The following is a 24,080-nucleotide window of genomic DNA, read 5'->3' as shown; positions in this document are numbered from 1 at the left end:
GGCGCGACGGCGGCCCGCCCCCTCCCCCGATGAGGGGCGGGCCGCCGTCGCAACTCAGCCTGTCCCGCCGGGAACTGCCTGTTCAACGCCTGTCCGTGCGCTGTGGCACGGAAGTGACGGTTCCGCTACCGTGTCCACGCAGTGCCACATGTGTCCCCACCGTGTCGATGTCTCGACAGTTCGGGATAAGTTGGCGCATGACCGACGGGAGCGGTGCTCCCGTGCGCCCCCACTCCGGGAACTGGGATCCGGCGGCAGCGCATCCTTGTGGGTAGCCAGGACGGGGACATGTCGGGGCGAAGGCAAGGGGGGAAGCGATGCCTCGTTGGAAGGATCTGCCGGAGGAGCTGGATCCGCAGATCAAGGAGTTCACCAGCCAGGTGCGGCGGCTGGTGGACCGCAGCGGCCTGAGTGTCGCGGCGCTCGCCGACCGCACGGGCTACAGCAAGACGTCCTGGGAGCGTTACCTGGGCGGCCGGCTCCTCGCGCCCAAGGGCGCGGTCGTCGCGCTCGCCGAGGTCACCGGCACCAACCCGGTGCACCTCACCACGATGTGGGAGCTGGCCGAACGCGCCTGGAGCCGGGCGGAGATGCGGCACGACCGCACCATGGAGGCCATCCGCATCTCCCAGGCGCGCGCCGCTCTCGGGGAGTTCGGGGCGGCGGAGGCGACCGGGGGACCGTCCGGCGCCTCGTCCGGCAGCAGGGTCAACGGCGTCGGCGCGGCCACGGGGATCGCCGGTCCGGCCGGCGTCTCCCCGACGATTCCGCCCCAGCCGACGGCTCCCGACGCCGACGCCCGCGAGGGAGCGGGCAGCGGCCCGGCCGACCCTGACGGTGCCGGACGCGAGGGGACCCCGGACGTCAACTCCTGGGGCGTGGCCGGGTACCAGGGGCCGTCCCGGGCGAGCGCCCGCCCCGGCACGGCGGCAGGCGCGGGTGCCGGCGCCGCGGACGGCGCGGGGCCCGAGGCCGCTGCCGGCGGCCCGGCGCGGACGCCGGGCACCCCGAACCCGTACGACGGGCAGCCATCGGTGACCCGCCCGGCGCGGGGAAGTGCCGGACGGCAGCGGGTGATCATGTTCCTGTCGGGGCTGGTCGGCGTGCTCGTCGTCATCGCGGTCGTCTTCTTCCTCACCGACCGGGGCCGCGCGAAGCACGAGGGCAGCGCCCGGCCGTCCCCCTCCGCGACGAGGCACGCGAGCCCGCCGCCCGGGGTCAAGTGCACCGGTTCCGCCTGCGACGGCAAGGACGCCGAGGCCATGGGGTGCAGCGGTGACCTGGTGACCACGGCCAGGAGCGCCACCGTCGGCACCACCACCCTGGAGGTCCGTTACAGCAAGGCCTGCGGCACCGCCTGGGGCCGGATCACCGGCGCCGCCCAGGGCGACCGGGTCGAGGTCTCCGCCGGGACGGCACGGCAGAGCGGCGAGACCAGCGGCGCCGGCGACACCATCGCCTACACCCCGATGGTCTCCGTGAAGGACGTGGCACAGGCCAAGGCCTGCGCGACGCTGGCGTCCGGCCGCACGGGGTGCACAAAGTAGCCCGCGGTACCGGGCCCGGAAAAACGGCAGAAGGAAATTCCGGGGCGGCGCGCATGCCCCCGCGGATCCTGGGCACGCGTCGAATACCCCCACGGGAGTCCGGCAAACCGGTACCCCCACATGGCGGCCGCCTCCGTCCTCTCCCCCTCTCCCGGACGGGCGGCCGCCCCTTCTTTCGACATGTGTCCGACTTGTGGGGTGAGCCACACGGCCCCGAGCGTCTCGCATGCCGGATGCGCGATAGCCTGACCGCTGGATCGATCTCTTGACGCCAAGAGATCGATCATCCGCCCGGGGCAGGGACGCCCCACCGCCAGCTGTCATACGGAGAACGCCATGACCCGCACTCCCGTGAACGTCACCGTCACCGGCGCGGCCGGCCAGATCGGTTACGCCCTGCTCTTCCGCATCGCCTCCGGCCAGCTGCTCGGCGCGGACGTGCCGGTCAAGCTGCGCCTCCTGGAGATCACCCCCGCGCTCAAGGCCGCCGAGGGCACGGCGATGGAGCTGGACGACTGCGCCTTCCCGCTGCTGCAGGGCATCGACATCACGGACGACCCGAACGTCGCCTTCGACGGCGCCAACGTAGCCCTGCTGGTGGGCGCCCGCCCGCGCACCAAGGGCATGGAGCGCGGCGACCTGCTGGAGGCCAACGGCGGCATCTTCAAGCCGCAGGGCAAGGCCATCAACGACCATGCCGCGGACGACATCAAGGTCCTGGTCGTGGGCAACCCGGCCAACACCAACGCGCTCATCGCGCAGGCCGCCGCGCCGGACGTCCCGGCCGAGCGCTTCACCGCGATGACCCGCCTGGACCACAACCGCGCGCTGACCCAGCTCGCCAAGAAGACGGGTTCGACGGTCGCCGACATCAAGCGCCTGACGATCTGGGGCAACCACTCCGCCACCCAGTACCCGGACATCTTCCACGCCACGGTCGCCGGCAAGAACGCCGCCGAGGTCGTGAACGACGAGAAGTGGCTGGCCGAGGACTTCATCCCGACCGTCGCCAAGCGCGGTGCCGCGATCATCGAGGCCCGTGGCGCCTCGTCGGCCGCCTCCGCCGCCAACGCCGCCATCGACCACGTGTACACCTGGGTCAACGGCACGGCCGAGGGCGACTGGACGTCCATGGGCATCCCGTCGGACGGCTCCTACGGCGTCCCGGAGGGCCTGATCTCCTCCTTCCCGGTCACCACCAGGGACGGCAAGTACGAGATCGTCCAGGGCCTGGACATCAACGAGTTCTCGCGCGCTCGCATCGACGCGTCGGTGAAGGAGCTGGCGGAGGAGCGCGAGGCGGTTCGCGGCCTCGGCCTGATCTGAACCGCTCGGGCCCCGCTCCGGTCTCTTTCGGAGCGGGGCCCACGTGTGTCTTCGGCCAGGCCCTAACCGCCGTGGCGCTGCGGCGCCGTTGCCGGGTGCCGGTCCGTCGGGGTCGCTCGCGCCCGCGCGGCGGTAACCGCACATCCAGCGGAGTCCCGCGCCCCCTTGGGGCGCCTTCCGTTCCCGGCGGTCACCAGCGCCGTGGCCACCAGCACCACCACCCCTACCGTCCGCAGCGCCGGGCCCATGCCGTGGAGCAGGTCGGTGTGGGAGGACAGGACGGTACCGGTGACGGCGACGCCCAGGGCCGCCCCCGTCTCCCGCGCGGTCGTGCCGAGGCCGGAGCCCAGGCCCGCCTGGTGGGCCGGGAGTGAGGTGACCACGCCGAGGGTCAGGGCCGGCATGGACAGCCCGGCGCCGGCCGAGATGACCAGCAGCCAGCAGGCGAACACCGCGTAGGGAGTGCCCGCGTCGGCCGTGGACGCGCCGAGCAGGCCGAGGCCGATGAGGGCCAGACCGGACCCGATGACCGCGCGCGGATGACCGGCCCAGCGGGTGGCCAGCTTCTGGGCCAGGGCCATACCGAAGACCAGGGGCATGATCGCCACCCCTGTGATGGCGGGGCCGAACCCCTTTACGCCCTGCAGGTACTGCGAGTTGACGAAGAACAGGGAGAACAGGCCGAAGAACGCGGTGGCCGTGCCGAGCGAGGCCGACCGCAACCGGGACGAGGCGAAGACCCGCGGGTCGAAGAGGGGCGCCGCCGAGCGAAGGGCGTGCAGGGAGAAGGCCGCGATCAGCAGCGCGCCCGCCGCGAAGGCACCGAGGATCCGGGCGGAGGTCCAGCCGTACGCCGGGCCCTCGATGATGCCGAACAGGACGGCGACCAGGCCCGCGGTGAGCAGCAGGGTGCCGAGCGGGTCGGGGTTGCTCCGGGCGGAGCGGGCGGTGCGCGGGACCGTGACCCGGACCGCCGCGGCGAGGACCGCGGCGAGCGGGACCATGACCGCGAACAGGGCGCGCCAGCTGAGGAACTGGCCCGCCAGACCGCCGCCCAGGTTGCCCGCGGCGCCGCCCAGGCCGATCGACAGCGTCCAGGCGCCCATCGACCGGGCCCGGCGCTCGGGTGCGGACAGCTGCATCAGGATCGAGAGGGTGGCCGGGGTGATCAGCGCGGCTCCGGCGCCGGACAGGCCCCGCCCCGCTATCAGCGCGGCCGGGCCGGAGGCGAGCGCGCTGGTACCGGCGCCCGCCGCGAACAGGGCGAGCCCGGCGAGCAGGGCGCCCTTGCGGCCGTACCGGTCGCCGAGCGCGCCGGCCGGGACGAGCAGGCCCGCGAAGACGATGACGTAGGCGTCGACCGTCCACAGGATCTCGGTGTGCGAGGGGTGCAGCGCGGACGAACTCAGCTGCGGGATGAGGAGGTTGATGGCGGCGACCATGCTCTGCGCGAGAAGGACACAGGCGCACAGCGTGAGCAGGGCGGGGCGTTTCAGGGCGTGCGCGGGCACGGCTCCTCCCGGGAGCTTCGGTGACTGGTGTGGGATGCGCACTCACCGTAGGCTCGCCGGTGACCTGCTTTCCAGTGCAACCTTTGCAAGGAATACCTGCACATGACGCAATCCATCGGGCTGGACCTGAACCTGCTGGTCGCGCTGGACGTGCTGCTGGAGGAGGAGAGCGTGCGGGGCGCTGCCCACCGCCTGCACCTGTCCGAGCCCGCCATGAGCCGCACCCTCGGCCGGATCCGCAAGGCGCTCGGCGATCCGGTCCTGGTGCGCGCCGGCCGCCGGATGGTGCCCACTCCGCACGCGCTGGCCGTGCGGGCCGAGGTGAGCGCGGTGGTGGAACGGGCCCGGGCCCTGTTCGCGCCGGGCCGGGACGCCGACCTGCGGACCGTCACCCGCACGTTCACGATCCTCGGCCACGACGCCCTCGCCGCCACCCACGGCGCCGCCCTCTTCGCCCGCGCCGCCCGTGAGGCCCCCGGCATCCGCCTGCGCTTCCTGTCCGAGAGTCACGTGGACGCGCCGCTGCTGCGCCAGGGCACCGCCGACCTGGAGGTCGGGGTGATCGACACGACCGCGCCCGAGGTGCATGTGGAGACGGTGTACGAGGAGCGCATGCTGGGTGTCGTACGGGCCGGACACCCGCTGCTCGACGGGGAGGTGACGCCCGAGCGGTTCGCCGGGGCCGCGGGGCACCTCATCGTCTCCCGGCGCGGCAGGCAGCGCGGGCCGGTCGACGACGCGCTGGCCGAACTCGGCCTGACCCGCCGGGTGGTGGGCAGCGTCGGTACCTACCCGGCTTCGCTGTTCGTGCTGCGCGAGACCGACCTGATCGGGCTGATCACCTCGTACGGCCGCGCGATGGCCGCCTCCCTCGGCCTGGCCACCTTCGAGGTCCCGCTGCGGCTCCCCGCGGTCGAGGTGGGCTTCGCCTGGCACCCCCGGCACGACGCCGACCCCGCGCACGCCTGGCTGCGCGACTGCGTACGGGAGTTGATGTCCGGGGCGTCAGGCGCCGTCCTCGGGGAGTAGCCGCTTCTCGAACCAGTGGGCGGCGTAGACGTTGTCGTCGTAGCGCGGGATCCCGGTGTACCCGCACGCTCGGTACATCGCCTGCGCCTCGGTGAGGACGGCGTGCGTGTCCAGTCGTACGACCGTCAGCCCGCGCGCGAGGGCCTCCCGCTCCAGTCCCGCCAGCAGCCGCCGCGCGAGCCCCAGCCGCCGGGCCCCGGGACACACCCACACGTGCCGGATCTCGCCCACGCCGGGCTCCAGCCGCCTCAGGGCGCCGCAGCCCACCGGCCGCCGCTCCTCGTAGGCCACCAGGAAGGCGCCGGCGTCCCCGGTGACCTCCTCCGGCCGGACCAGCGTCGCCGGGTCGAAGCCCTCGGGGAAGCGCGTGTCGAGGTCCGCGGCGTAGGCGTCCAGGCAGGCCCGGGCGTCCGGCGAGGCGCCGTCGACCGTCTCGACGGTGATCCCGGCCAGCCGCAGCAGCCGCTGCGCGGTCGCCATGGCCCCGGTGAGCTCGGCCCGCTGGGCGGGGTCGAGGCCGTCGAGGAGGCCGGCGACGAGGGCGTCGGACCGGCGGTGCTGCTCGGCGACCTCCTCCCGGCCGTCGGGGGTCAGCTCGACCGTCCGCAGCCGGTTGTCGTGCGCGGGCACCGTGAGCCGGACCATGCCCTGGGCCTCCAGGGCCCTGGTCATCCGGCTGAGGTATCCGGCGTCCAGACCGAGCCGCCCGCGCAGCTCCCGCAGCGGGGCGCCGTCGCCGATCTCGAACAGCAGCCGGGCCTCGCCGAGCGGCCGGTCCTGACCGAGGTAGTGGTCGTCCAGGGCGCCGATCCGGCGGGTGAAGTAGCGGTTGAAACGGCGGAAGGCGGCCACGTCCGCCGCCGGCACGGGTTCTCTTTGACTCCGGTCAAAGGCTTCCATTCTTTGACTGTAGTCAGAGACCTTCGGCGCGTCCACGACAGCAACGGCCGTCTTTTGTCCGTTTTCGGGCGCATTTTCAGTGACGCGGCGCACTTTCGCCCCTGGATTGCGCATGCGGGGCGGAGGGCCTGGGCAGGCGGCGACGGTCCCCGAGGGTGCCACGCGTGTGACACAGGGACAGGGAACAGGAACGGAAGGCAGCACCGATCATGGCGGACAGAACGGAACGACAGGTCCGGGCGACCATCCACGCGGGCGGCGAGTGGCTCGGGGCGGTCTCCGGCGCGACGCGCGAGATCCTCGACCCCGCGGACGCCCGGCCGTTCGCCGTGGTCGCCGAGGGCGACGAGAAGGACGCCGAGCGCGCGGTGGCCGCGGCCCGGCAGGCCTTCGACCACGGCACCTGGCCGCACACCCCGGTCGCCGAGCGTGCCGCACTGCTGCGCCGCGTCGCCGACCTCCTCGTGCGGGACCGCGAGGAACTGGGCCTGCTGGAGAGCCGGGACGCGGGCAAGACCGTCGAGGAGGGCCGGATCGACATCGACTGTGTCGCCGACGCCTTCCGCTACTTCGCCGACCTGGTCGCCGCCGAGGCGCCCGGCCGGGTCGTGGACGCGGGCACGCCCGACGTCCACAGCGTCGTCGTCCACGAGCCGGTCGGTGTCTGCGCGCTGATCACCCCCTGGAACTACCCGCTCCTCCAGGCCAGTTGGAAGATCGCCCCGGCGCTCGCCGCCGGCAACACCTTCGTGATCAAGCCCAGCGAGATCACCCCGATGACCACCGTCGCGCTCATCGCCCTCCTCGCCGAGGCCGGGCTCCCCGCCGGTGTGGCGAACCTCGTCACCGGCCCCGGCCACACCGTCGGCGCCCGGCTCGCCGAGCACCCCGACGTCGACCTGGTCTCCTTCACCGGCGGCCTGGTCAGCGGCACCAAGGTCGCCCAGGCCGCCGCCCCGACCGTGAAGAAGGTCGCCCTCGAACTCGGCGGCAAGAACCCCAACGTCGTCTTCGCGGACGCCTGCGCCACCGGGGAGGGCTTCGACACCGCCGTCGACCAGGCCCTCAACGCAGCCTTCATCCACAGCGGCCAGGTCTGCTCGGCCGGCGCGCGGCTCATCGTCGAGGAGTCGGTCCGGGACCGCTTCGTCACCGAACTCGCCGACCGGGCCCGGAAGATCAGGCTCGGGCGCGGTACGGCGGACGGCGCCGAGTGCGGCCCGCTCGTCTCCGAGCAGCAGCGCGCCAAGGTCGAGGCCCATGTCGCCGGCGCCCTGGAGGAGGGCGCGGTGCTGCGCTGCGGCGGCAAGCGCCCGGAGCCCTCCGCGGACCGCCCGGCGACCGGCTACTTCTACGAGCCGACCGTCCTCGACGCCTGCCACCGCGAGATGACCGTCGTACGCGAGGAGGTCTTCGGTCCGGTCCTCACCGTCGAGACCTTCCGCACGGAGGACGAGGCCGTGTTCCTCGCCAACGACACCGAGTACGGCCTCGCCGGCGCCGTCTGGACCGCGGACGCGGGCCGGGCCCGGCGCGTCGCCGGCCGGCTGCGCCACGGCACCGTCTGGATCAACGACTTCCACCCCTACCTGCCGCAGGCGGAATGGGGCGGCTTCGGCAGGAGCGGCACCGGCCGCGAGCTGGGGCCCGCCGGACTCGCCGAGTACCGGGAGACCAAGCACGTCTACCAGAACCTCGCGCCGAAGCCGGTGCGCTGGTTCGCCGGCTGAACCGACGGAACCGGACGAGTCCGACCTCTTTCGACATCCCTGGAGTAGTACCCCCATGCCCGAGTCCACCCCCCACGTCTACGACTACGTCGTCATCGGCGGCGGCACCGCAGGCTCCGTCATCGCCTCCCGCCTCACCGAGAACCCCGACGTCACCGTCGCCCTCATCGAGGGCGGCCCGAGCGACGTCGGCCGCGACGACGTCCTCACCCTGCGCCGCTGGATGGGCCTGCTCGGCGGCGAACTCGACTACGACTACCCCACGGTGGAGCAGCCCCGCGGCAACTCCCACATCCGGCACAGCCGCGCCCGCGTCCTCGGCGGCTGCTCCTCCCACAACACCCTCATCTCCTTCAAGCCGCTGCCCTCCGACTGGGACGAGTGGGAGGAGGCCGGCGCCAAGGGCTGGGGCGCCGTCCCCATGGAGGCCTACTTCGCCCGCCTGAAGAACAACATCGTCTCCGTCGACGAGAAGGACCGGAACGCCATCGCCCGGGACTTCGTCGACGCCGCCCAGGCCGCACTCGGGGTACCCCGCGTCGAGGGCTTCAACCGCAAGCCGTTCACCGAGGGCGTCGGCTTCTTCGACCTCGCCTACCACCCCGAGAACAACAAGCGGTCCTCCGCCTCCGTGGCGTACCTGCACCCGGTGATGGACGAGCGGCCCAACCTGACCGTCCTGCTGGAGACCTGGGCCCACCGGCTGGAGCTGGACGGCACCCGCGCCGAGGGCGTGCACGTGCGCACCAAGGACGGCGAGGAACTGCTGATCCGCGCTCGGGGCGAGGTCGTCCTCTGCGCCGGCGCCGTCGACTCCCCGCGCCTGCTGCTGCACTCGGGCATCGGCCCGCGCGAGGACCTCGAAGCGCTCGGCATCCCCGTCGTCCGCGACCTGCCCGGCGTCGGCGAGAACCTGCTGGACCACCCCGAGTCGGTCATCGTCTGGGAGACCCACGGGCCCATCCCGGAGAACTCCGCGATGGACTCCGACGCGGGCCTGTTCGTGCGTCGCGACCCCGGACACGCGGGCCCGGACCTGATGTTCCACTTCTACCAGATCCCGTTCACGGACAACCCCGAGCGCCTCGGCTACGAACGCCCGCGGTACGGCGTCTCGATGACCCCGAACATCCCCAAGCCGAGGTCCCGCGGCCGCCTCTACCTCACCAGCGCCGACCCGTCCGTGAAGCCCGCCCTGGACTTCCGGTACTTCACCGACGAGGACGACTACGACGGCCGCACGCTCGTCGACGGCATCCGCATCGCCCGCGAGATCGCCAAGGCCGAGCCGCTCGCCGGCTGGCTCAAGCGCGAGGTCTGCCCCGGCCCGGAGATCCTCGGCGACGCCGAGCTGAGCGAGTACGCCCGCAAGGTCGCGCACACCGTCTACCACCCCGCCGGCACCTGCAAGATGGGTGCCGCCGACGACGAACTCGCGGTGGTGGACCCGGAGTTGAAGATTCGCGGGCTGGACGGCATCCGCATCGCCGATGCGTCCGTCTTCCCGACCATGCCCGCCGTGAACCCGATGATCGGGGTGCTCATGGTCGGGGAGAAGGCAGTCGACCTGATCGGAGGTGACGCCTGATGGCGCTCACAGTCCCCACACGCAAGCCGCCCACCACCGACACGCCGGTCTTCTCGGTGTCCGGCCTGTGGAAGGTCTTCGGCTCCAAGCCGGAGCGGATTCCCGCCGACGCCGAACTCGCCGCGCTCGAACCCGCCGAGCTGCGCGCCCGCACGGGCTGTACGGCGGCCGTCCGTGACGTCTCCTTCGACGTCCGCAAGGGCGAGGTCTTCGTCGTCATGGGCCTGTCCGGCTCCGGCAAGTCCACCCTCGTACGCTGCCTGACCCGCCTGATCGAGCCCACGGCCGGCACGATCGCCATCGACGGCGAGGACGTCCGCGCCATGGACAAGGGCCGCCTGCGCGAACTGCGCCGGCACCGCGCCGCCATGGTCTTCCAGCACTTCGGCCTGCTGCCGCACCGCACGGTCCTCGACAACGTGGCCTACGGCCTGGAGATCCAGGGCGTCGGCAAGGCCGAGCGGCGCGAGCGGGCCGCCGAGGTCGTCGCCAAGGTCGGACTCGAAGGCATGGAGCACCGCCGCCCCGGCCAGCTCTCCGGCGGCCAGCGCCAGCGCGTGGGGCTGGCCCGCGCCCTGGCCGTGGACCCCGAGGTCCTGCTCTTCGACGAGCCGTTCAGCGCCCTCGACCCGCTCATCCGGCGCGACATGCAGGACGAGGTGGTCCGCCTGCACCGCGAGGAGGGCCGCACGATGGTGTTCATCACCCATGACCTCAGCGAGGCCCTGAAGCTCGGCGACCGCATCGCCCTGATGCGCGACGGCCGGGTCGTCCAGCTGGGCACCCCGGAGGAGATCGTCGGTTCCCCGGCCGACGACTACGTCCGCGAGTTCGTCCGGGACGTTCCGCGCGAGCAGGTGATGACCGTGCGCACGGCCATGAAGCCGGGCGACTGCGGCGGCCGGGAGCACCCGGGGGCGCTGACGCCGGACGCGGTCGTCGCGGACGCGATCAGGACGGTGGCCGAGACCGGCACACCGGCCTGCGTGGTGGAGGACGGCAGCTGCATCGGAACCGTGGACCACGAGCTGCTGCTGGACGTCGTGGCGGGCATCGACGTGTGCGTACCCGGCCCCCGCACCAGCCCGGAGGCCGTCTGATGGCAACGCTCACCGTCCCGGCCGCCTCCCGTGCGAACCTCCGCCTGCTGAGGAGCCGAACCGCGGCGAAACTGCTCCTGCTCGCGCTCGTCACCGCCGTACTGCTGCCCCTGCTGCACGGCGGATCGTGGCCCCACCACCTGACCGTCAGCCTGGACAAGCCCCTCACCGGCGCCAGCAACTGGGTGATCGACAACCGGGACAGCCACCCGCTGTTCCTGTACTTCTTCGGCTACATCAGCAACGCGGTCGTCCTCTCCGTACGCGCCGTCTACCTCACGCTGCTCGCCGCGGGCTGGACCGGCGTCACGGTCTTCGGTGCCCTGGTGGCCTGGCGCGTCGCCGGTGTCCGTCTGGCCGCCGGCACGGCCATGGCCTTCCTGGCCTGCGGAGCGCTCGGCATGTGGGTCCCCACCATGCAGACCCTCGCGCTCATGGTGGTCGCGGTCCTCGCCTCCGTGATCGTCGGCGCGCTGCTCGGCCTCGCCGCCGGCCTCTCCGACCGCCTGGACCGCGCCCTGCGCCCGGTCCTGGACACCATGCAGGTGCTTCCCGCGTTCGCCTACCTCCTCCCCGTCGTCCTGGTCTTCGGCATCGGCGTCCCCGCGGCCGTCCTCGCCACCGTCGTGTACGCCGCCCCGCCGATGGCCCGCCTCACCGCGCTCGGCCTGCGCGGGGCCGACCCCGAGGTCCTGGAGGCCGTGGAGTCGCTCGGCGCGACCCGCCGCCAGCGGCTGCTGACCGCCCGTATCCCGCTGGCCCGGGGGGAGCTCCTCCTCGGTCTCAACCAGACGATCATGATGGCGCTGTCCATGGCCGTCATCGCGTCCGTCATCGGCGCCGGCGGCCTCGGTGACCGCGTCTACCAGGCGCTCGCCTCGGTCGACGTCGGCCAGGCCCTCGCCGCCGGCATCCCGATCGTGCTGCTCGCCATCGTGCTGGACCGCGTCACCGGAGCCGCCGGCGCCGGGGAGACGGGCGAGGGCCGGTCCCGGACCATCGGCTGGCCGTACGCCCTGGCCGTCACCGTGGCCGTCGCCCTGGCCGGCCGTCTGCTCGGCCGCCTCGACTGGCCGTCCGGCGCCACGCTGAACATCGCCGAACCGGTCAACCGCGCCGTCGACTGGATGACCAACCACCTCTACTCCGGCGTCCCCGTCGTCGGCGGTACGGCCGACTGGGCCGGCCACTTCACCACCTGGGTCCTGGACCCCGTCCGCGGCGGCCTGCAGTGGCTGCCCTGGTGGTCGGTGCTGCTGATCGTCGCCGCCCTGGCCTGGTCGATCGGCACCTGGCGCACCGCCCTGACCGCCGTCCTCGCCATGGCCGCGATCGGCGTGCTCGGCGTCTGGGAGCCGGCCCTCGACACCCTCTCCCAGGTGCTGGCCGCCGTCGCCGTCACCCTGGTCCTCGGGTTCGCGACCGGCATCGCCGCAGCCCGCAGCGACCGCGTCGAACGCGCCCTGCGCCCGGTCCTGGACGTGTTCCAGACCATGCCGCAGTTCGTGTACCTGATCCCGGTCGTCGCCCTGTTCGGCGTGGGCCGCGCCCCCGCCGTCGCCGCGGCCGTCGTCTACGCCCTCCCGGCCGTCGTCCGGATCACCGCGCAGGGCCTGCGCCAGGTCGACCCGGCCGCGCTGGAGTCGGCGCGCTCGCTCGGCGCGACCGGCCGACAGCAGCTGTGGCAGGTCCAACTCCCGCTCGCCAAGAGGTCGTTGCTGCTCGCCGTCAACCAGGGCGTGGTCCTGGTCCTCGCCGTCGTCATCATCGGCGGCCTGGTCGGCGGCGGCGCCCTCGGCTACAACGTCGCCTTCGGGCTCGCCCAGGGCGACCTGGCGACCGGTCTGGTCGCCGGTGCCGCGATCGTCTGCCTGGGCCTGATGCTCGACCGGGTGACCCAGCCCACCGAGCGACGCGCGAAGAAGGGAGCGTGACATGACGAAGCTCAAGCGCAGGACGGCGCTGATCGCCGCCGGAGCGGCCACCGTGTCGCTGCTCACCGGCTGCGGCGCCGCCGACATGACCAAGCAGGCCAGCCCGTTCGCGAACGCCCGGGGCGCCAAGTCCGTGACCCTGTCCGTGCAGTCGTGGGTGGGCGCCCAGTCCAACGTCGCCGTGGCCCAGTACCTCCTGGAACACGAGCTGGGCTACCGCGTCGACACCGTCCAGGTCGACGAGGTGCCCGCGTGGGACGCGCTCAGCCAGGGCCGGGTCGACGCGATCCTGGAGGACTGGGGCCACCCGGACCAGGAGAAGCGGTACGTCGAGGACAAGAAGACGATCGCGCACGCCGGCGACCTCGGGGTGACCGGCCACATCGGCTGGTTCGTGCCCACCTACCTGGCCCAGCAGCACCCGGACATCACGAACTGGAAGAACCTCGACAAGTACGCCCCCCTCTTCCGCACCGCGGAGAGCGGCGGCAAGGGCCAGCTGATGGACGGCTCCCCGTCGTACGTCACCAACGACAAGGCGCTGGTGAAGAACCTGAAGCTGAACTACCAGGTCGTCTTCGCCGGCTCCGAGGCCGCCCAGATCACCCAGATGAAACAGTTCGCCAAGGAGAAGAAGCCCTTCCTGACCTACTGGTACGCACCCCAGTGGCTGTTCAAGAAGGTCCCCATGACGGAGGTGAAGCTGCCGCCGTACAAGGAGGGCTGCGACGCGGACGCGGCGAAGGTGGCCTGCTCCTACCCGCACACCCCGCTGCAGAAGTACCTCAACGCCGGCTTCGCGAAGTCCGGGGGCAGGGCCGCGGCCTTCCTGAAGAAGTTCAGGTGGACCACCGAGGACCAGAACGAGGTCTCCCTGATGATCGCCGACCAGAAGATGTCACCCCAGGACGCGGCGAAGAAGTGGGTGGACAGCCACCCAGACGTGTGGAAGCGGTGGCTGTCCTGAACCGTCCCGTCACACGAGCGAGTCGGCGATCCCCCGCAGGGCGGCCGTCGCCCTGCGCTGGAGTCCCGGCCCGAAGGTGATGCGCGTGGCCCCGAGTTCGCCGAGTTCGGTGAGCGAGGGGCCCTCGCCGTCCGCGCGGGCCAGCACGTTGACCGGGCCCTGGATCCCGGCCCGCAGCAGGGGCAGCACACCGACGGGGGCGAGGATCGGATAGACGCAGTCCGCGCCCGCCGCCACGTACAACGCGGCCCGCTCGATGGCCCGTTCGGGATCCTTGTCGCCGTGCACGAAGACATCCACGCGGGCGTTGACGAACAGCCGGTCGGCGGCGGCCGAGCGCACCTCGGCGAGGAACTCGGCCTGCTCCCGCGGGTCCCTGAGGACGCCCCCGTCCGAGTCCTCCAGGTTGCAGCCGACCGCACCGGCCTCCAGCAGCCGCTCCACGATCTCCTTCGGCGCGAGCCCGTACCCGCTCTCGATGTCCGCCGACACCGGCACGTCCACCGCCCGGGCGATCCGGGCGACGGCCGCGAACATCTCGTCGGCCGGGGTCGCCCCGTCCGCGTACCCGAGCGACGCGGCCACCCCCGCGCTCGGCGTGGCCAGCGCCGGGAACCCGGCCTCGGCGAACGCCCGCGCGGAGGCCGCGTCCCAGGGGCCCGGCAGCACCAGCGGCTCCTCCGGGGCACGCCCCCGGTGCAGCGCGCGTAACACCTCGGCCTTGCTCATGGCAGGTAACCTCCCGGCGGGACTCGGCGGCTGACCATCAGGCGGTTCCAGCCGTTGATGACGGTGATCAGGGCGATGAGATGGGCGAGTTCGGCCTCGGTGAAGTGGTCCGCGGCCCTGTCGTACACCGCGTCGGGCACAAAGCCCTCGGTCAGCACGGTGACCGCCTCGGTCAGCGCGAGCGCGGCCCGCTCCCGTTCGCTGTAGAGGTCCTCGGCCTCCTCCCAGGCGGCCAGGAGCTGGAGGCGGTCCTCCGACTCCCCGTCCTTCCGGGCCGCCCGGAGGTGCATGTCGAGGCAGAAGGCGCAGTGGTTGATCTGCGAGGCGCGGATCATCACCAGTTCGGCGAGGACCGGATCGCCGAGCCCCTGCTTGGCGGCCGCGCTGAGCGCGGACATCGCCCGGCCGACCCTCGGGTCCAGCAGTTGCGTACGGCTCACTTGTGCTGCCCCGGCTGGTAGTGGCCCGGGGTCATCCGGGTGGTCACCCCGAACCGGTTCCAGGCGTTGATCACCGTGATCGCGGCGATCAGCTGAGCCAGCTCGGCCTCCTCGAAGTGCTTGGCGGCCCGCTCGTACACCTCGTCCGGCACGAACCCGTCCGTCAGGACCGTGATCGCCTCGGTCAGCTCGATCGCCGCCAGTTCCTTCGGGGTGTAGAAGTGCCGGGACTCCTCCCAGGCGCTGAGCTGCACGACCCGCTCCACGCTCTCCCCCGCCGCGAGCGCGTCCTTGGTGTGCATGTCGAGGCAGAAGGCGCAGTGGTTGATCTGCGAGGCGCGGATCTTCACCAGCTCGTACAGCTTGGGGTCCAGCCCCTGCTTGGCGGCGGTGTCGAGCCGGATCATCGCCTTGTAGACCTCGGGGGCGTGCTGGGCCCACTGCATGCGCGGGGCCTGCTCGGTGGCGTACTCGACCTTGTCCTGTGCGGTTCTCATGCCCTCGACCCTAGGAGCGAGGCAGCCCAGGAGTATGGTCCATTTCCATGGAGGAATCGTGGGCCACTCTGGGTGTAGACCTGCACCTCGAACCGACCGGTGCCGGCGGGCTGCGCCGGGGCCTGACCGATGCCCTGCGGGACGCCGTCCGCACCGGCCGGCTCGCGCCCGGCACCCGGCTGCCCTCCTCCCGCTCCCTCGCCACCGACCTGGGCATCGCCCGCAACACCGTCGCCGAGGCCTACGCCGACCTGGTGGCGGAGGGCTGGCTCACCGCGCGGCAGGGCTCGGGGACACGGGTGGCGGCGGGGGCGCCGGCGCCGTTCCCCGGCACGGGTGCGTCACCCCGGCGCCGGGAACCCGAGCGGCCCGCCCACAGCCTCCTGCCCGGCATCCCGGACCTGGCCGCCTTCCCGCGCACCGAGTGGCTCAAGGCAGCCCGCCGCGCCCTCGCCGCCGCCCCGTACGACGCCCTCGGCTACGGCGACCCGCGCGGCCGCCCCGAACTGCGCGCCGCCCTCGCCGGCTACCTCGCGCGCGTGCGCGGCGTCCGGACGGACCCGGAGACCGTCCTGATCACCTCCGGCTTCACGCACGCCCTGCGCATCACCGCGGCGATGCTCGGGGCGCGCGGCGTGCGCACGGTGGCGGTCGAGTCCTACGGCCTCGACACCTACTGGGGCCTGCTCCGGCAGGCGGGCCTCGCCACCCCCGCGCTGCCCTTCGACGAACACGGCACGGACACCGGGGGGTTGCACGGTGCCGGTGCGGTACTCCTGACCCCCGCCCACCAGTTCCCCATGGGTACACCCCTGCATCCCGACCGGCGGGCAGCCGTCGTGGACTGGGCGCGGCGCACCGGCGGGCTGGTCCTGGAGGACGACTACGACGGCGAGTTCCGCTACGACCGGCAGCCCGTCGGCGCCCTCCAGGGCCTCGCCCCCGACCGCGTGGTCTACTTCGGCACCGCCAGCAAGTCCCTGGCGCCGGGACTGCGCCTGGGGTGGATGGTGCTGCCCCCGTCGCTGGCGGAGGCGGCGGCCGCGGCGAAGGGCGGCACCGACACCGTAGGGGTGCTGGAGCAGCTCACGCTCGCCGAGTTCATCACCTCCGGTGCGTACGACCGGCACGTCCGCTCCTGCCGGCTGCGCTACCGGCGCCGCCGCGACGCCCTCGCCGCCTCCGTGTCCGCCCGCGCGCCCGAGGTGACGGTCACCGGGATCGCCGCCGGACTGCACGCGGTGCTGCTGCTGCCGCCGGGCATGGAGCGGTCGGTGGTCCAGGCGGCGGCGTGGCAGGGCCTGGCCCTGCACGGCCTGTCCTTCCACCGGCATCCGCAGGCCGTCGCCGAGCCGCTGGACGCGCTGGTCGTGGGCTACGCGACCCCGCCGGACAGCGCGTGGGCGGGCGCGCTGGAGGCGTTGTGCCGGGTGTTGCCGTAGGGGGCACAGGAGCCCGCACCCGTCAGGCGTCGCCCGCCTGCTCCACCGGGGCCTCCCCGAAGCGTGCGAGCGCCAGCGCCCCCGCCACCGCCACCGCGAACCCGAGGACCGCCAGCCAGGTCAGCCCCTCGCGCGTGCGGTCGCCCAGCCAGACCACACCGATCGCCGCCGGCCCGATCGTCTCGCCGATCACCATCCCGGCGGTCGCGGTGGTGACCGAGCCCCGCTGGAGGGCCGACGTCAGCAACATGAACGCGGCGCCTCCTCCGATCAGCAGCGCATAGGTCGCCGGGTTGGCCAGGAGAGCCAGTGGCGCCAGGCTGTCGACCAGCCGTACCGACACCTCCACCACCCCGAACCCGAACCCCGCCCCGAGGCCGAGCGCCAGCGCCCGCCCCGGCCCGGACAGCCGGCCGCCCGCCAGGGCGAGCAGCAGCATCCCGACCGCCACGGCGAGCATCACGTACCGCAACGTGTCCGACCCGCCCTGGTCGCCCTCCGGCCCGGACGCCAGGCCCAGCATCGCGAGCCCGGCGCACACCACGGCCACCGCGCCCCACTCCGTGCCGCTCAGCCGCACCCGCAGCAGCCGCGCCGCGACCACGGCGGTCACCGCCAGACTCGCCGCCAGGGCCGCGCTGACGGCGTAGATCGGAAGGGACCGCAGCGCCGCGATCTGGAACAGGAAGCCCAGCCCGTCCAGCGCGAGCCCGACCAGGTACCGCCACTGCCGCAGCGCCCGCAGCAGCAGCGCCGCCTCACCCCCGCCGCCCGTACCGGCCTCCCGCGCCGCCACCGCCTGCAACACCGTCGCGGTGCCGAAGCAGACCGCCGCGCCGAGGGCGCACACCATTCCAAAGAACACAAAGTGACTCTAGGAGACGGCTGACCCGGCCACCCCCTGTGGTCTGCGCTCTTACCGTTCTCTAGGCTGGCCGCCGACATCAGCCACTCGAACACGGACACGGGGGACACGAACATGGCTGACACCCGTCGGCGGCTGCGCTCCGGCACGGTCGTCCTCGGCGGCATGGGTGTGCTGGCCGCCGCCCTGACCGCCTGCTCGTCCGACCCGGACAAGCGCTGCGTCGACCGCGACAGCTACACCCTCGCCAAGGGCTACAGAATCGTCTCCGACAAGAACTGCAGGACCACGTCCCTCAAGACGTCGGTGAACGGCTCCTGGTACTACGGCGGCAAGAAGAAGGGCTCGTGGGTGGACGACGGTTCCTTCACCCGGCCCCACCGCAGCTCCTCGGGCTCTTCCGGCGGTCACGGGGTCCACCGCGGCGGCTTCGGCGGCGGGTACCACGGCTCCGGCGGGTGATGGAAGACCCGCATGGAACGCCGTACCACCACCCCGCGCCCCGGCTGGCAGCAGACCGTCGAGGAACAGGGGCTCGTCTATCCCCTCACCCGGTACCCGGACGGCTCGCTGCGCCCCTACTGGGACGAGAGCGCCTACTACGTCTTCGGCCTGGAGGAGATCGAGGCGCTGGAGGAGACCGTCGAGGAGCTGCACCGGATGTGCCTCGCGGCCGCCGGGCACATCGTGGCCGAGGACCGCCTCGCCGACCTCGGCATCACCGACCCGCGGGTGGCCGCCGCGGTCACCGAGGCCTGGCGCCGCCGCGCCGAACTCCCCTCCGTCTACGGCCGGTTCGACCTCCGCTACGACGGCATCGGCCCGGCCAAGCTGCTGGAATACAACGCCGACACCCCGACCTCGCTGGTGGAGGCCGCCTCACCGCAGTGGTTCTGGATGGAGGAGCGCTTCCCCGGCGCCGACCAGTGGAACTCCCTGCACGAACGCCTCGTCGAGGCCTGGCGGTCCCAGGCCGCGCTCCTCCCGCCTGGCAGCCCCCTGCACTTCGCGCACTCCTCGGCCGACGAACTCGGCGAGGACCTGATGACGGTCGCCTATCTGAAGGAGACCGCCGAACAGGCCGGCCTCGACACCGACTGGCTGTCCATGGAGGAGATCGGCTGGGACACCCTCTCCGGCCGCTTCGTCGACAACCGGCTCCGCTTCATCCGCGGCATCTTCAAGCTCTACCCGTGGGAGTGGCTCACCACCGACGCCTTCGGCGGGCACGTCCTGGACACCCTCGACAACGGCGGCGGCAGCGGCAGCACCCTGTGGATCGAACCCGCCTGGAAGATGCTGCTGAGCAACAAGGCCCTGCTGGCGATCCTGTGGGAGCTGTACCCCGGCCACCCCAACCTCCTGCCCGCCTACCTCGACGGCCCCCGCGAGCTGGCCTCCACGGCCGGCTACGTCGCCAAGCCCCTGCTCGGCCGGGAGGGCGAGGGCGTCACCGTGCACGAGCCCGGCGCGCCCGCCGTACTCCGTGACGAGCCCTGCTGCTACCAGCAGTTGGCGCCCCTGCCCGCCTTCGCCGGCAACCACGTCGTCCTCGGCGCCTGGGTCGTCCGGGACGAGCCGGCGGGCCTGGGCATCCGCGAGTCCACGGGCCTGATCACCGACGAGTACGCCCGCTTCCTGCCGCACGTGATCCTCTAGGGCCTGCCGTTCGGATCAGGTCGCAGGACGGCGCCGGGGCCGATCGGCGCCGCGTCTGCTGCGTGATCCAAACGACAGGTCTTAGGCGCCCAGGACGGCCGTCAGCTGTTCCAGACCCCAGTCCAGGTCCGCCTCGTCGATGATCAGCGGCGGGGCGATCCGTACCGTGTGGCCGTGGGTGTCCTTCACCAGGACCCCGCGGTCCATCAGCCGCTCCGACACCTGCCTGCCGGTACCGATCCCCGGCGCGACGTCCAGGCCGGCCCACAGTCCGCGGCCGCGCACCGCCGTCACCGTGCCCGTGGCCGGCAGGGCCGCCAGCGCCCGGTGCATCCGCTCGCCCAGTGCCGCCGCCCGGGCCTGGAACTCGCCCGTGCGCAGCATCGCGACCACCTCCAGGGCCACCGCGCAGGCCAGCGGATTCCCCCCGAACGTCGACCCGTGCTCGCCCGGCCGGAACACCCCGAGCACCTCCGCGCTCGACACCACCGCCGACACCGGCACGATGCCGCCGCCCAGCGCCTTGCCCAGCACGTACATGTCCGGGACGACGCCCTCGTGCTCGCACGCGAAGGTCCGCCCGGTCCGGCCGAGACCCGACTGGATCTCGTCGGCGACGAACAGCACGTTCCGCTCCCGGGTCAGCTCCCGGACGGCCGGGAGATAGCCGGCCGGCGGCACGACCACCCCGTTCTCGCCCTGGATCGGCTCCAGCAGCACCGCGACGGTGTTCTCCGTCAGCGCCTCCCGCATCGCCGTCAGGTCGCCGTACGGCACGATCTGGAAGCCGGGCGTGTACGGCCCGAAGTCCGCCCGGGCCTCCGGGTCGGTGGAGAAGCTGATGACCGTCGTCGTACGGCCGTGGAAGTTGCCGCCCGCGACCACGATCTTCGCCATCTCCGCGGGCACCCCCTTGACCCGGTACCCCCACTTCCGGGCCGTCTTCACCGCGCTCTCCACCGCCTCCACGCCGGTGTTCATGGGCAGCACCATCTCCATCCCGCACAGCTCGGCGAGCTGCGTGCAGAACGCGGCGAACCGGTCGTGCAGAAAGGCGCGGGAGGTCAGCGTCACCCGGTCCAGCTGTGCCTTGGCCGCCTCGATGAGCCGCCGGTTGCCGTGCCCGAAGTTGAGCGCCGAGTAACCGGCCAGCAGATCCAGATAGCGCCGCCCCTCCACATCCGTCATCCAGGCCCCCTCCGCCGAGGCCACGACGACCGGCAGCGGGTGGTAGGTGGGCGCACAGTGCGCTTCGGCGGCGGTGATGAGGTCTTCTGCAGCGGTCATGGCCTCTCCCGGAGACGGCGGTGGCCCCCTTCCTATCCTCGCTCGCATGGTGGACGCGGGACCTGCGCGCTCCGGCGCGCCCGGTAGGCTGATCAGCGGGCCGTGACTGGCGCGCTGGGATGGGACGGACCATCGGGGAGCGGCCCGAGTGTGATGTGTGCCGTGCGCCTGGGCCGAACGTGAACGCTGTACGCACACCGTCCGGAGGTCCTCATGCCAGAGCAGCAGCCCCTCTCCACCGAGTCCACCGCCTTCCGCGCCGCTCTCGACGTCATCCGTGCCGTGGAGCCGCGCGTCGCCGACGCCATCGGCCAGGAGGTCCACGACCAGCGCGAGATGCTGAAGCTGATCGCCTCCGAGAACTACGCCTCGCCGGCCACCCTCCTCGCGATGGGCAACTGGTTCAGCGACAAGTACGCCGAGGGCACCGTCGGCCGCCGCTTCTACGCCGGCTGCCGCAACGTCGACACGGTCGAGGCACTGGCCGCCGAGCACGCCAGGGAGCTCTTCGGTGCCCGGCACGCCTACGTCCAGCCGCACTCCGGCATCGACGCCAACCTGGTCGCCTTCTGGGCCGTCCTCGCCGACCGCGTCGAGGTCCCCTTCCTTCAGAAGACCGGCGCCCGCCAGGTCAACGACCTCTCCGAGGCCGACTGGGCCGAGCTGCGCCAGGCCTTCGGCAACCAGCGCATGCTCGGCATGTCCCTGGACGCGGGCGGCCACCTCACCCACGGCTTCCGCCCGAACATCTCCGGCAAGATGTTCGACCAGCGGTCCTACGGCACCGACCCGGCCACCGGCCTGATCGACTACGAGGCCCTGCGCGCCCAGGCACGCGAGTTCAAGCCCCTGATCATCGTGGCGGGCTACTCGGCGTACCCCCGTCTGGTGAACTTCCGGATCATGCGCGAGATCGCCGACGAGGTCGGCGCGACCCTGATGGTCGACATGGCGCACTTCGCCGGTCTGGTCGCCGGCAAGGTCCTCACCGGCGACTTCGACCCGGTCCCGCACGCCCAGATCGTCACCACCACCACCCACAAGTCACTGCGCGGCCCGCGCGGCGGCATGGTCCTGTGCGACGACTCCCTCAGGGACCAGGTCGACCGGGGCTGCCCGATGGTCCTCGGCGGTCCGCTCCCGCACGTCATGGCCGCCAAGGCCGTCGCCCTGGCCGAGGCCCGGCAGCCCGCCTTCCAGGACTACGCCCAGCGCATCGTCGACAACTCCCGCGCCCTGGCCGAGGGCCTGACGCGCCGGGGCGCCACGCTGGTGACGGGCGGCACGGACAACCACCTCAACCTGATCGACGTGGCCACGTCCTACGGCCTCACCGGCCGCCAGGCGGAAGCGGCCCTGCTCGACTCCGGCATCGTCACCAACCGCAACGCGATCCCGGCCGACCCGAACGGCGCCTGGTACACCTCCGGCATCCGCATCGGCACCCCCGCCCTGACCACGCGTGGCCTGGGCACGGCGGAGATGGACGAGGTGGCGGGCCTGATCGACCGCGTCCTGACCACCACCGAGCCGGGCACCACCAAGTCGGGCGCCCCGAGCAAGGCCGCGCACGTCCTGGACGAGAAGGTGGCGCAGGAGATCGCCCAGCGGGCGACGGACCTGGTGGCCGGCTTCCCGCTGTACCCGCAGGTCGACCTGGGCTGAGACGCCCCGCAGGGGCGTGGGGAACCGCGGGCCACGCGCGGTTCCCCACGCACAGAACCCCCCGATCCCTCTGCGACAATGAAAGACATGGCCACTGCTGATCGCCCCCGCGTGCTCTCCGGCATCCAGCCCACCGCCGGTTCGTTCCACCTCGGCAACTACCTCGGCGCCGTCCGCCAGTGGGTGGCCCTGCAGGAGTCCCACGACGCGTTCTACATGGTCGTCGACCTGCACGCGATCACGGTCCCGCAGGACCCGAAGGAGCTGCGGGCCAACACCCGGCTCGCCGCCGCGCAGCTGCTGGCCGCGGGTCTGGACCCGGACCGCTGCACGCTCTTCGTCCAGAGCCACGTTCCCGAGCACGCCCAGCTCGCCTGGATCATGAACTGCCTCACCGGCTTCGGCGAGGCCAGCCGCATGACCCAGTTCAAGGACAAGGCGGCCCGGCAGGGCGCCGACCGCGCCTCCGTCGGCCTCTTCACCTACCCGATCCTGCAGGTCGCCGACATCCTCCTCTACCAGGCCAACGAGGTGCCCGTCGGCGAGGACCAGCGCCAGCACGTCGAACTGACCCGCGACCTCGCCGAGCGCTTCAACGGCCGTTTCGGCGAGACCTTCACCATCCCGAAGCCGTACATCCTCAAGGAGACGGCGAAGATCTACGACCTGCAGGACCCGTCGATCAAGATGAGCAAGTCGGCGTCCACGCCGAAGGGCCTGATCAACCTGCTCGACGAGCCGAAGACCACCGCCAAGAAGGTCAAGAGCGCCGTCACCGACACCGACACCGTGATCCGCTACGACGCGGAGAACAAGCCGGGCGTGTCGAACCTCCTCACGATCTACTCCACCCTCACCGGCAAGCCGGTCTCCGAACTGGAGCGGGAGTACGAGGGCAAGATGTACGGCGCCCTCAAGACCGACCTCGCCGACGTCATGGTCGAGTTCGTGACGCCTTTCCGGGAGCGGACCCAGCAGTACCTGGACGACTCCGAGACGCTCGACTCGATCCTCGCCAAGGGCGCGGAGAAGGCGCGCGCGGTCGCCGCCGAGACCCTCGCGCAGGCCTACGAGCGGGTGGGATTCCTGCCGGCGAAGCACTGAGGAGCACGGGCCGGCGCCGCGGCGCACGACCGTACACGCGTCCGAGTGGGCGGAGCGCTGCACATCACTTCCGCTGCGCCTGCCCACAGGACATCCATAGCCGTACAGTCGATATCCGACGGCCCGGACGAGAAGGCCGAGAAGACGACGGAAGCGACGACAGGAGAAGACGTGGGGACCGTAACGATCGGCGTGTCGATCGCGGTCCCGGAGCCTCACGGCAGCCTGCTCCAGGAGCGGCGCGCGGGCTTCGGCGACGCCGCGGCTCACGGCATCCCCACGCACGTCACGCTGCTGCCGCCGACGGAGATCGACGCGCACGGGCTGCCGGGCGTCGAGGCGTATCTCACCGAGGTCGCCGCGGCCGGCCGGCCCTTCCCGATGCGGCTGTCCGGCACCGGCACGTTCCGTCCCCTCTCCCCGGTGGTCTACGTCCGTGTCGTCCAGGGCGGCGAGGACTGCACCCTGCTGCAGCAGCGGGTGCGGGACGCCTCCGGGCCGCTGGCGCGTGAGCTGCAGTTCCCCTACCACCCGCACGTCACCGTCGCGCACGGCATCGACGAGGCGGCGATGGACCGCGCCTTCGAGGAACTGTCCGGCTTCGACGCCCAGTGGCCCTGCACCGGCTTCGCGCTCTACGAACAGGGTGCCGACGGCGTGTGGCGCAAGTTGCGGGAGTACACGTTCGGGGGATCCGTGGTGCCGTCCCAGCCGGGGCACGCCGCCATCGAGCGCGGGACGATCGCCAGCCGGTAGGCGC

At 72.4% G+C, this 24,080-nt stretch carries 21 protein-coding genes and 1 riboswitch; of the genes, 14 read left to right on the top strand and 7 right to left on the bottom strand.

Annotated features, from left to right (window positions below):
• Positions 1-317: 317 nt before the first annotated feature.
• Positions 318-1,547: a DUF2690 domain-containing protein gene (locus tag AB0D93_RS11655; RefSeq protein WP_362116914.1), complete on the top strand. Its 1,230-nt coding sequence runs from the start codon at positions 318-320 to the stop codon at positions 1,545-1,547.
• Positions 1,548-1,883: 336 nt separating this feature from the next.
• A complete protein-coding gene (locus AB0D93_RS11650) occupies positions 1,884-2,873 on the top strand; it encodes a malate dehydrogenase (protein WP_362116911.1) in 990 nt (329 codons plus the stop codon).
• A 62-nt stretch (positions 2,874-2,935) separates the two neighbouring features.
• Here AB0D93_RS11650 and AB0D93_RS11645 read toward each other — a convergent pair whose 3' ends face one another.
• On the bottom strand, positions 2,936-4,384 hold the full coding sequence (locus tag AB0D93_RS11645) for an MFS transporter (protein ID WP_362116908.1): 1,449 nt from the start codon (positions 4,382-4,384) through the stop codon (positions 2,936-2,938).
• A 102-nt stretch (positions 4,385-4,486) separates the two neighbouring features.
• Here AB0D93_RS11645 and AB0D93_RS11640 point away from each other — a divergent pair, with 102 nt between their 5' ends.
• A complete protein-coding gene (locus AB0D93_RS11640) occupies positions 4,487-5,413 on the top strand; it encodes a LysR family transcriptional regulator (RefSeq protein ID WP_362116905.1) in 927 nt (308 codons plus the stop codon).
• Here AB0D93_RS11640 and AB0D93_RS11635 read toward each other — a convergent pair.
• Positions 5,390-6,313 (bottom strand): MarR family winged helix-turn-helix transcriptional regulator, encoded by a 924-nt coding sequence (locus AB0D93_RS11635; protein WP_362116902.1) that lies wholly within the window; start codon positions 6,311-6,313, stop codon positions 5,390-5,392. The genes AB0D93_RS11640 and AB0D93_RS11635 overlap by 24 nt on opposite strands.
• Before the next feature lie 209 nt (positions 6,314-6,522).
• Here AB0D93_RS11635 and AB0D93_RS11630 point away from each other — a divergent pair, with 209 nt between their 5' ends.
• The 5 genes from AB0D93_RS11630 to AB0D93_RS11610 are packed head-to-tail and all read left to right on the top strand — an operon-like array spanning position 6,523 to position 13,632.
• Positions 6,523-8,043 carry an aldehyde dehydrogenase family protein gene (locus tag AB0D93_RS11630; protein ID WP_362116899.1) on the top strand — a complete coding sequence of 507 codons (1,521 nt, stop codon included), beginning with the start codon at positions 6,523-6,525 and terminating at the stop codon, positions 8,041-8,043.
• Positions 8,044-8,098: 55 nt separating this feature from the next.
• A complete protein-coding gene (locus AB0D93_RS11625; protein WP_362116896.1) occupies positions 8,099-9,631 on the top strand; it encodes a GMC oxidoreductase in 1,533 nt (510 codons plus the stop codon).
• On the top strand, positions 9,631-10,731 hold the full coding sequence (locus tag AB0D93_RS11620; protein WP_362116893.1) for a glycine betaine/L-proline ABC transporter ATP-binding protein: 1,101 nt from the start codon (positions 9,631-9,633) through the stop codon (positions 10,729-10,731). The genes AB0D93_RS11625 and AB0D93_RS11620 overlap by 1 nt, the downstream gene beginning before the upstream one ends.
• A complete protein-coding gene (locus AB0D93_RS11615) occupies positions 10,731-12,665 on the top strand; it encodes an ABC transporter permease subunit (protein ID WP_362116890.1) in 1,935 nt (644 codons plus the stop codon). The genes AB0D93_RS11620 and AB0D93_RS11615 overlap by 1 nt, the downstream gene beginning before the upstream one ends.
• Before the next feature lies 1 nt (position 12,666).
• Positions 12,667-13,632 (top strand): ABC transporter substrate-binding protein, encoded by a 966-nt coding sequence (locus AB0D93_RS11610; protein WP_362116887.1) that lies wholly within the window; start codon positions 12,667-12,669, stop codon positions 13,630-13,632.
• Between the two features lie 9 nt (positions 13,633-13,641).
• Here the strand turns inward: AB0D93_RS11610 and AB0D93_RS11605 are convergent, their stop codons facing one another.
• Genes AB0D93_RS11605 through AB0D93_RS11595 form a run of 3 tightly spaced genes read right to left on the bottom strand, consistent with a single transcriptional unit; the run spans position 13,642 to position 15,298 of the window.
• Entirely contained in the window at positions 13,642-14,361 is a 720-nt protein-coding gene (locus tag AB0D93_RS11605) for an isocitrate lyase/phosphoenolpyruvate mutase family protein (RefSeq protein ID WP_362116884.1), read from the bottom strand.
• The gene (locus AB0D93_RS11600; RefSeq protein WP_362116881.1) at positions 14,358-14,801 is read right to left on the bottom strand and encodes a carboxymuconolactone decarboxylase family protein; all 444 of its coding nucleotides are present in this window, start codon (positions 14,799-14,801) and stop codon (positions 14,358-14,360) included. Before AB0D93_RS11600 ends, AB0D93_RS11605 begins: the two co-directional genes overlap by 4 nt.
• Positions 14,798-15,298 carry a carboxymuconolactone decarboxylase family protein gene (locus AB0D93_RS11595; protein ID WP_362116878.1) on the bottom strand — a complete coding sequence of 167 codons (501 nt, stop codon included), beginning with the start codon at positions 15,296-15,298 and terminating at the stop codon, positions 14,798-14,800. Before AB0D93_RS11595 ends, AB0D93_RS11600 begins: the two co-directional genes overlap by 4 nt.
• 47 nt (positions 15,299-15,345) lie before the next feature.
• On the opposite strand from AB0D93_RS11595, the gene AB0D93_RS11590 reads away from it, so the two are divergent.
• Entirely contained in the window at positions 15,346-16,740 is a 1,395-nt protein-coding gene (locus AB0D93_RS11590) for a PLP-dependent aminotransferase family protein (protein ID WP_362116875.1), read from the top strand.
• Positions 16,741-16,762: 22 nt separating this feature from the next.
• Here the strand turns inward: AB0D93_RS11590 and AB0D93_RS11585 are convergent, their stop codons facing one another.
• On the bottom strand, positions 16,763-17,593 hold the full coding sequence (locus tag AB0D93_RS11585) for a DMT family transporter (RefSeq protein ID WP_362117257.1): 831 nt from the start codon (positions 17,591-17,593) through the stop codon (positions 16,763-16,765).
• Positions 17,594-17,719: 126 nt separating this feature from the next.
• Between AB0D93_RS11585 and AB0D93_RS11580 the strand changes: the two genes are divergently transcribed.
• Both AB0D93_RS11580 and AB0D93_RS11575 read left to right on the top strand, forming a co-directional pair.
• Complete coding sequence (locus tag AB0D93_RS11580) at positions 17,720-18,067, top strand: hypothetical protein (RefSeq protein ID WP_362116872.1); 348 nt, start codon at positions 17,720-17,722, stop codon at positions 18,065-18,067.
• 12 nt (positions 18,068-18,079) lie between these two features.
• Positions 18,080-19,264 (top strand): glutathionylspermidine synthase family protein, encoded by a 1,185-nt coding sequence (locus AB0D93_RS11575; RefSeq protein WP_362116869.1) that lies wholly within the window; start codon positions 18,080-18,082, stop codon positions 19,262-19,264.
• A gap of 81 nt (positions 19,265-19,345) precedes the next feature.
• Here the strand turns inward: AB0D93_RS11575 and rocD are convergent, their stop codons facing one another.
• The gene (rocD, locus tag AB0D93_RS11570) at positions 19,346-20,551 is read right to left on the bottom strand and encodes an ornithine--oxo-acid transaminase (protein WP_362116866.1); all 1,206 of its coding nucleotides are present in this window, start codon (positions 20,549-20,551) and stop codon (positions 19,346-19,348) included.
• Between the two features lie 92 nt (positions 20,552-20,643).
• Positions 20,644-20,732: riboswitch (ZMP/ZTP riboswitch) on the top strand.
• Between the two features lie 32 nt (positions 20,733-20,764).
• Here rocD and AB0D93_RS11565 point away from each other — a divergent pair.
• The 3 genes from AB0D93_RS11565 to AB0D93_RS11555 all read left to right on the top strand — a co-directional run bounded on the left by AB0D93_RS11565 (position 20,765) and on the right by AB0D93_RS11555 (position 24,076).
• Positions 20,765-22,216 carry a glycine hydroxymethyltransferase gene (locus AB0D93_RS11565; RefSeq protein ID WP_362116863.1) on the top strand — a complete coding sequence of 484 codons (1,452 nt, stop codon included), beginning with the start codon at positions 20,765-20,767 and terminating at the stop codon, positions 22,214-22,216.
• An 87-nt stretch (positions 22,217-22,303) separates the two neighbouring features.
• Positions 22,304-23,320 (top strand): tryptophan--tRNA ligase, encoded by a 1,017-nt coding sequence (gene trpS / locus AB0D93_RS11560; RefSeq protein ID WP_362116860.1) that lies wholly within the window; start codon positions 22,304-22,306, stop codon positions 23,318-23,320.
• A 171-nt stretch (positions 23,321-23,491) separates the two neighbouring features.
• Positions 23,492-24,076 (top strand): 2'-5' RNA ligase family protein, encoded by a 585-nt coding sequence (locus AB0D93_RS11555; protein ID WP_362116857.1) that lies wholly within the window; start codon positions 23,492-23,494, stop codon positions 24,074-24,076.
• Positions 24,077-24,080 lie beyond the last annotated feature (4 nt).

The organism is Streptomyces sp. NPDC048191, assembly GCF_040652655.1.
Taxonomy (GTDB): Bacteria; Actinomycetota; Actinomycetes; order Streptomycetales; family Streptomycetaceae; genus Streptomyces.
Note: the sequence above shows the minus strand (reverse complement) of the source record. Positions and strands in the feature narration are given on the sequence as shown.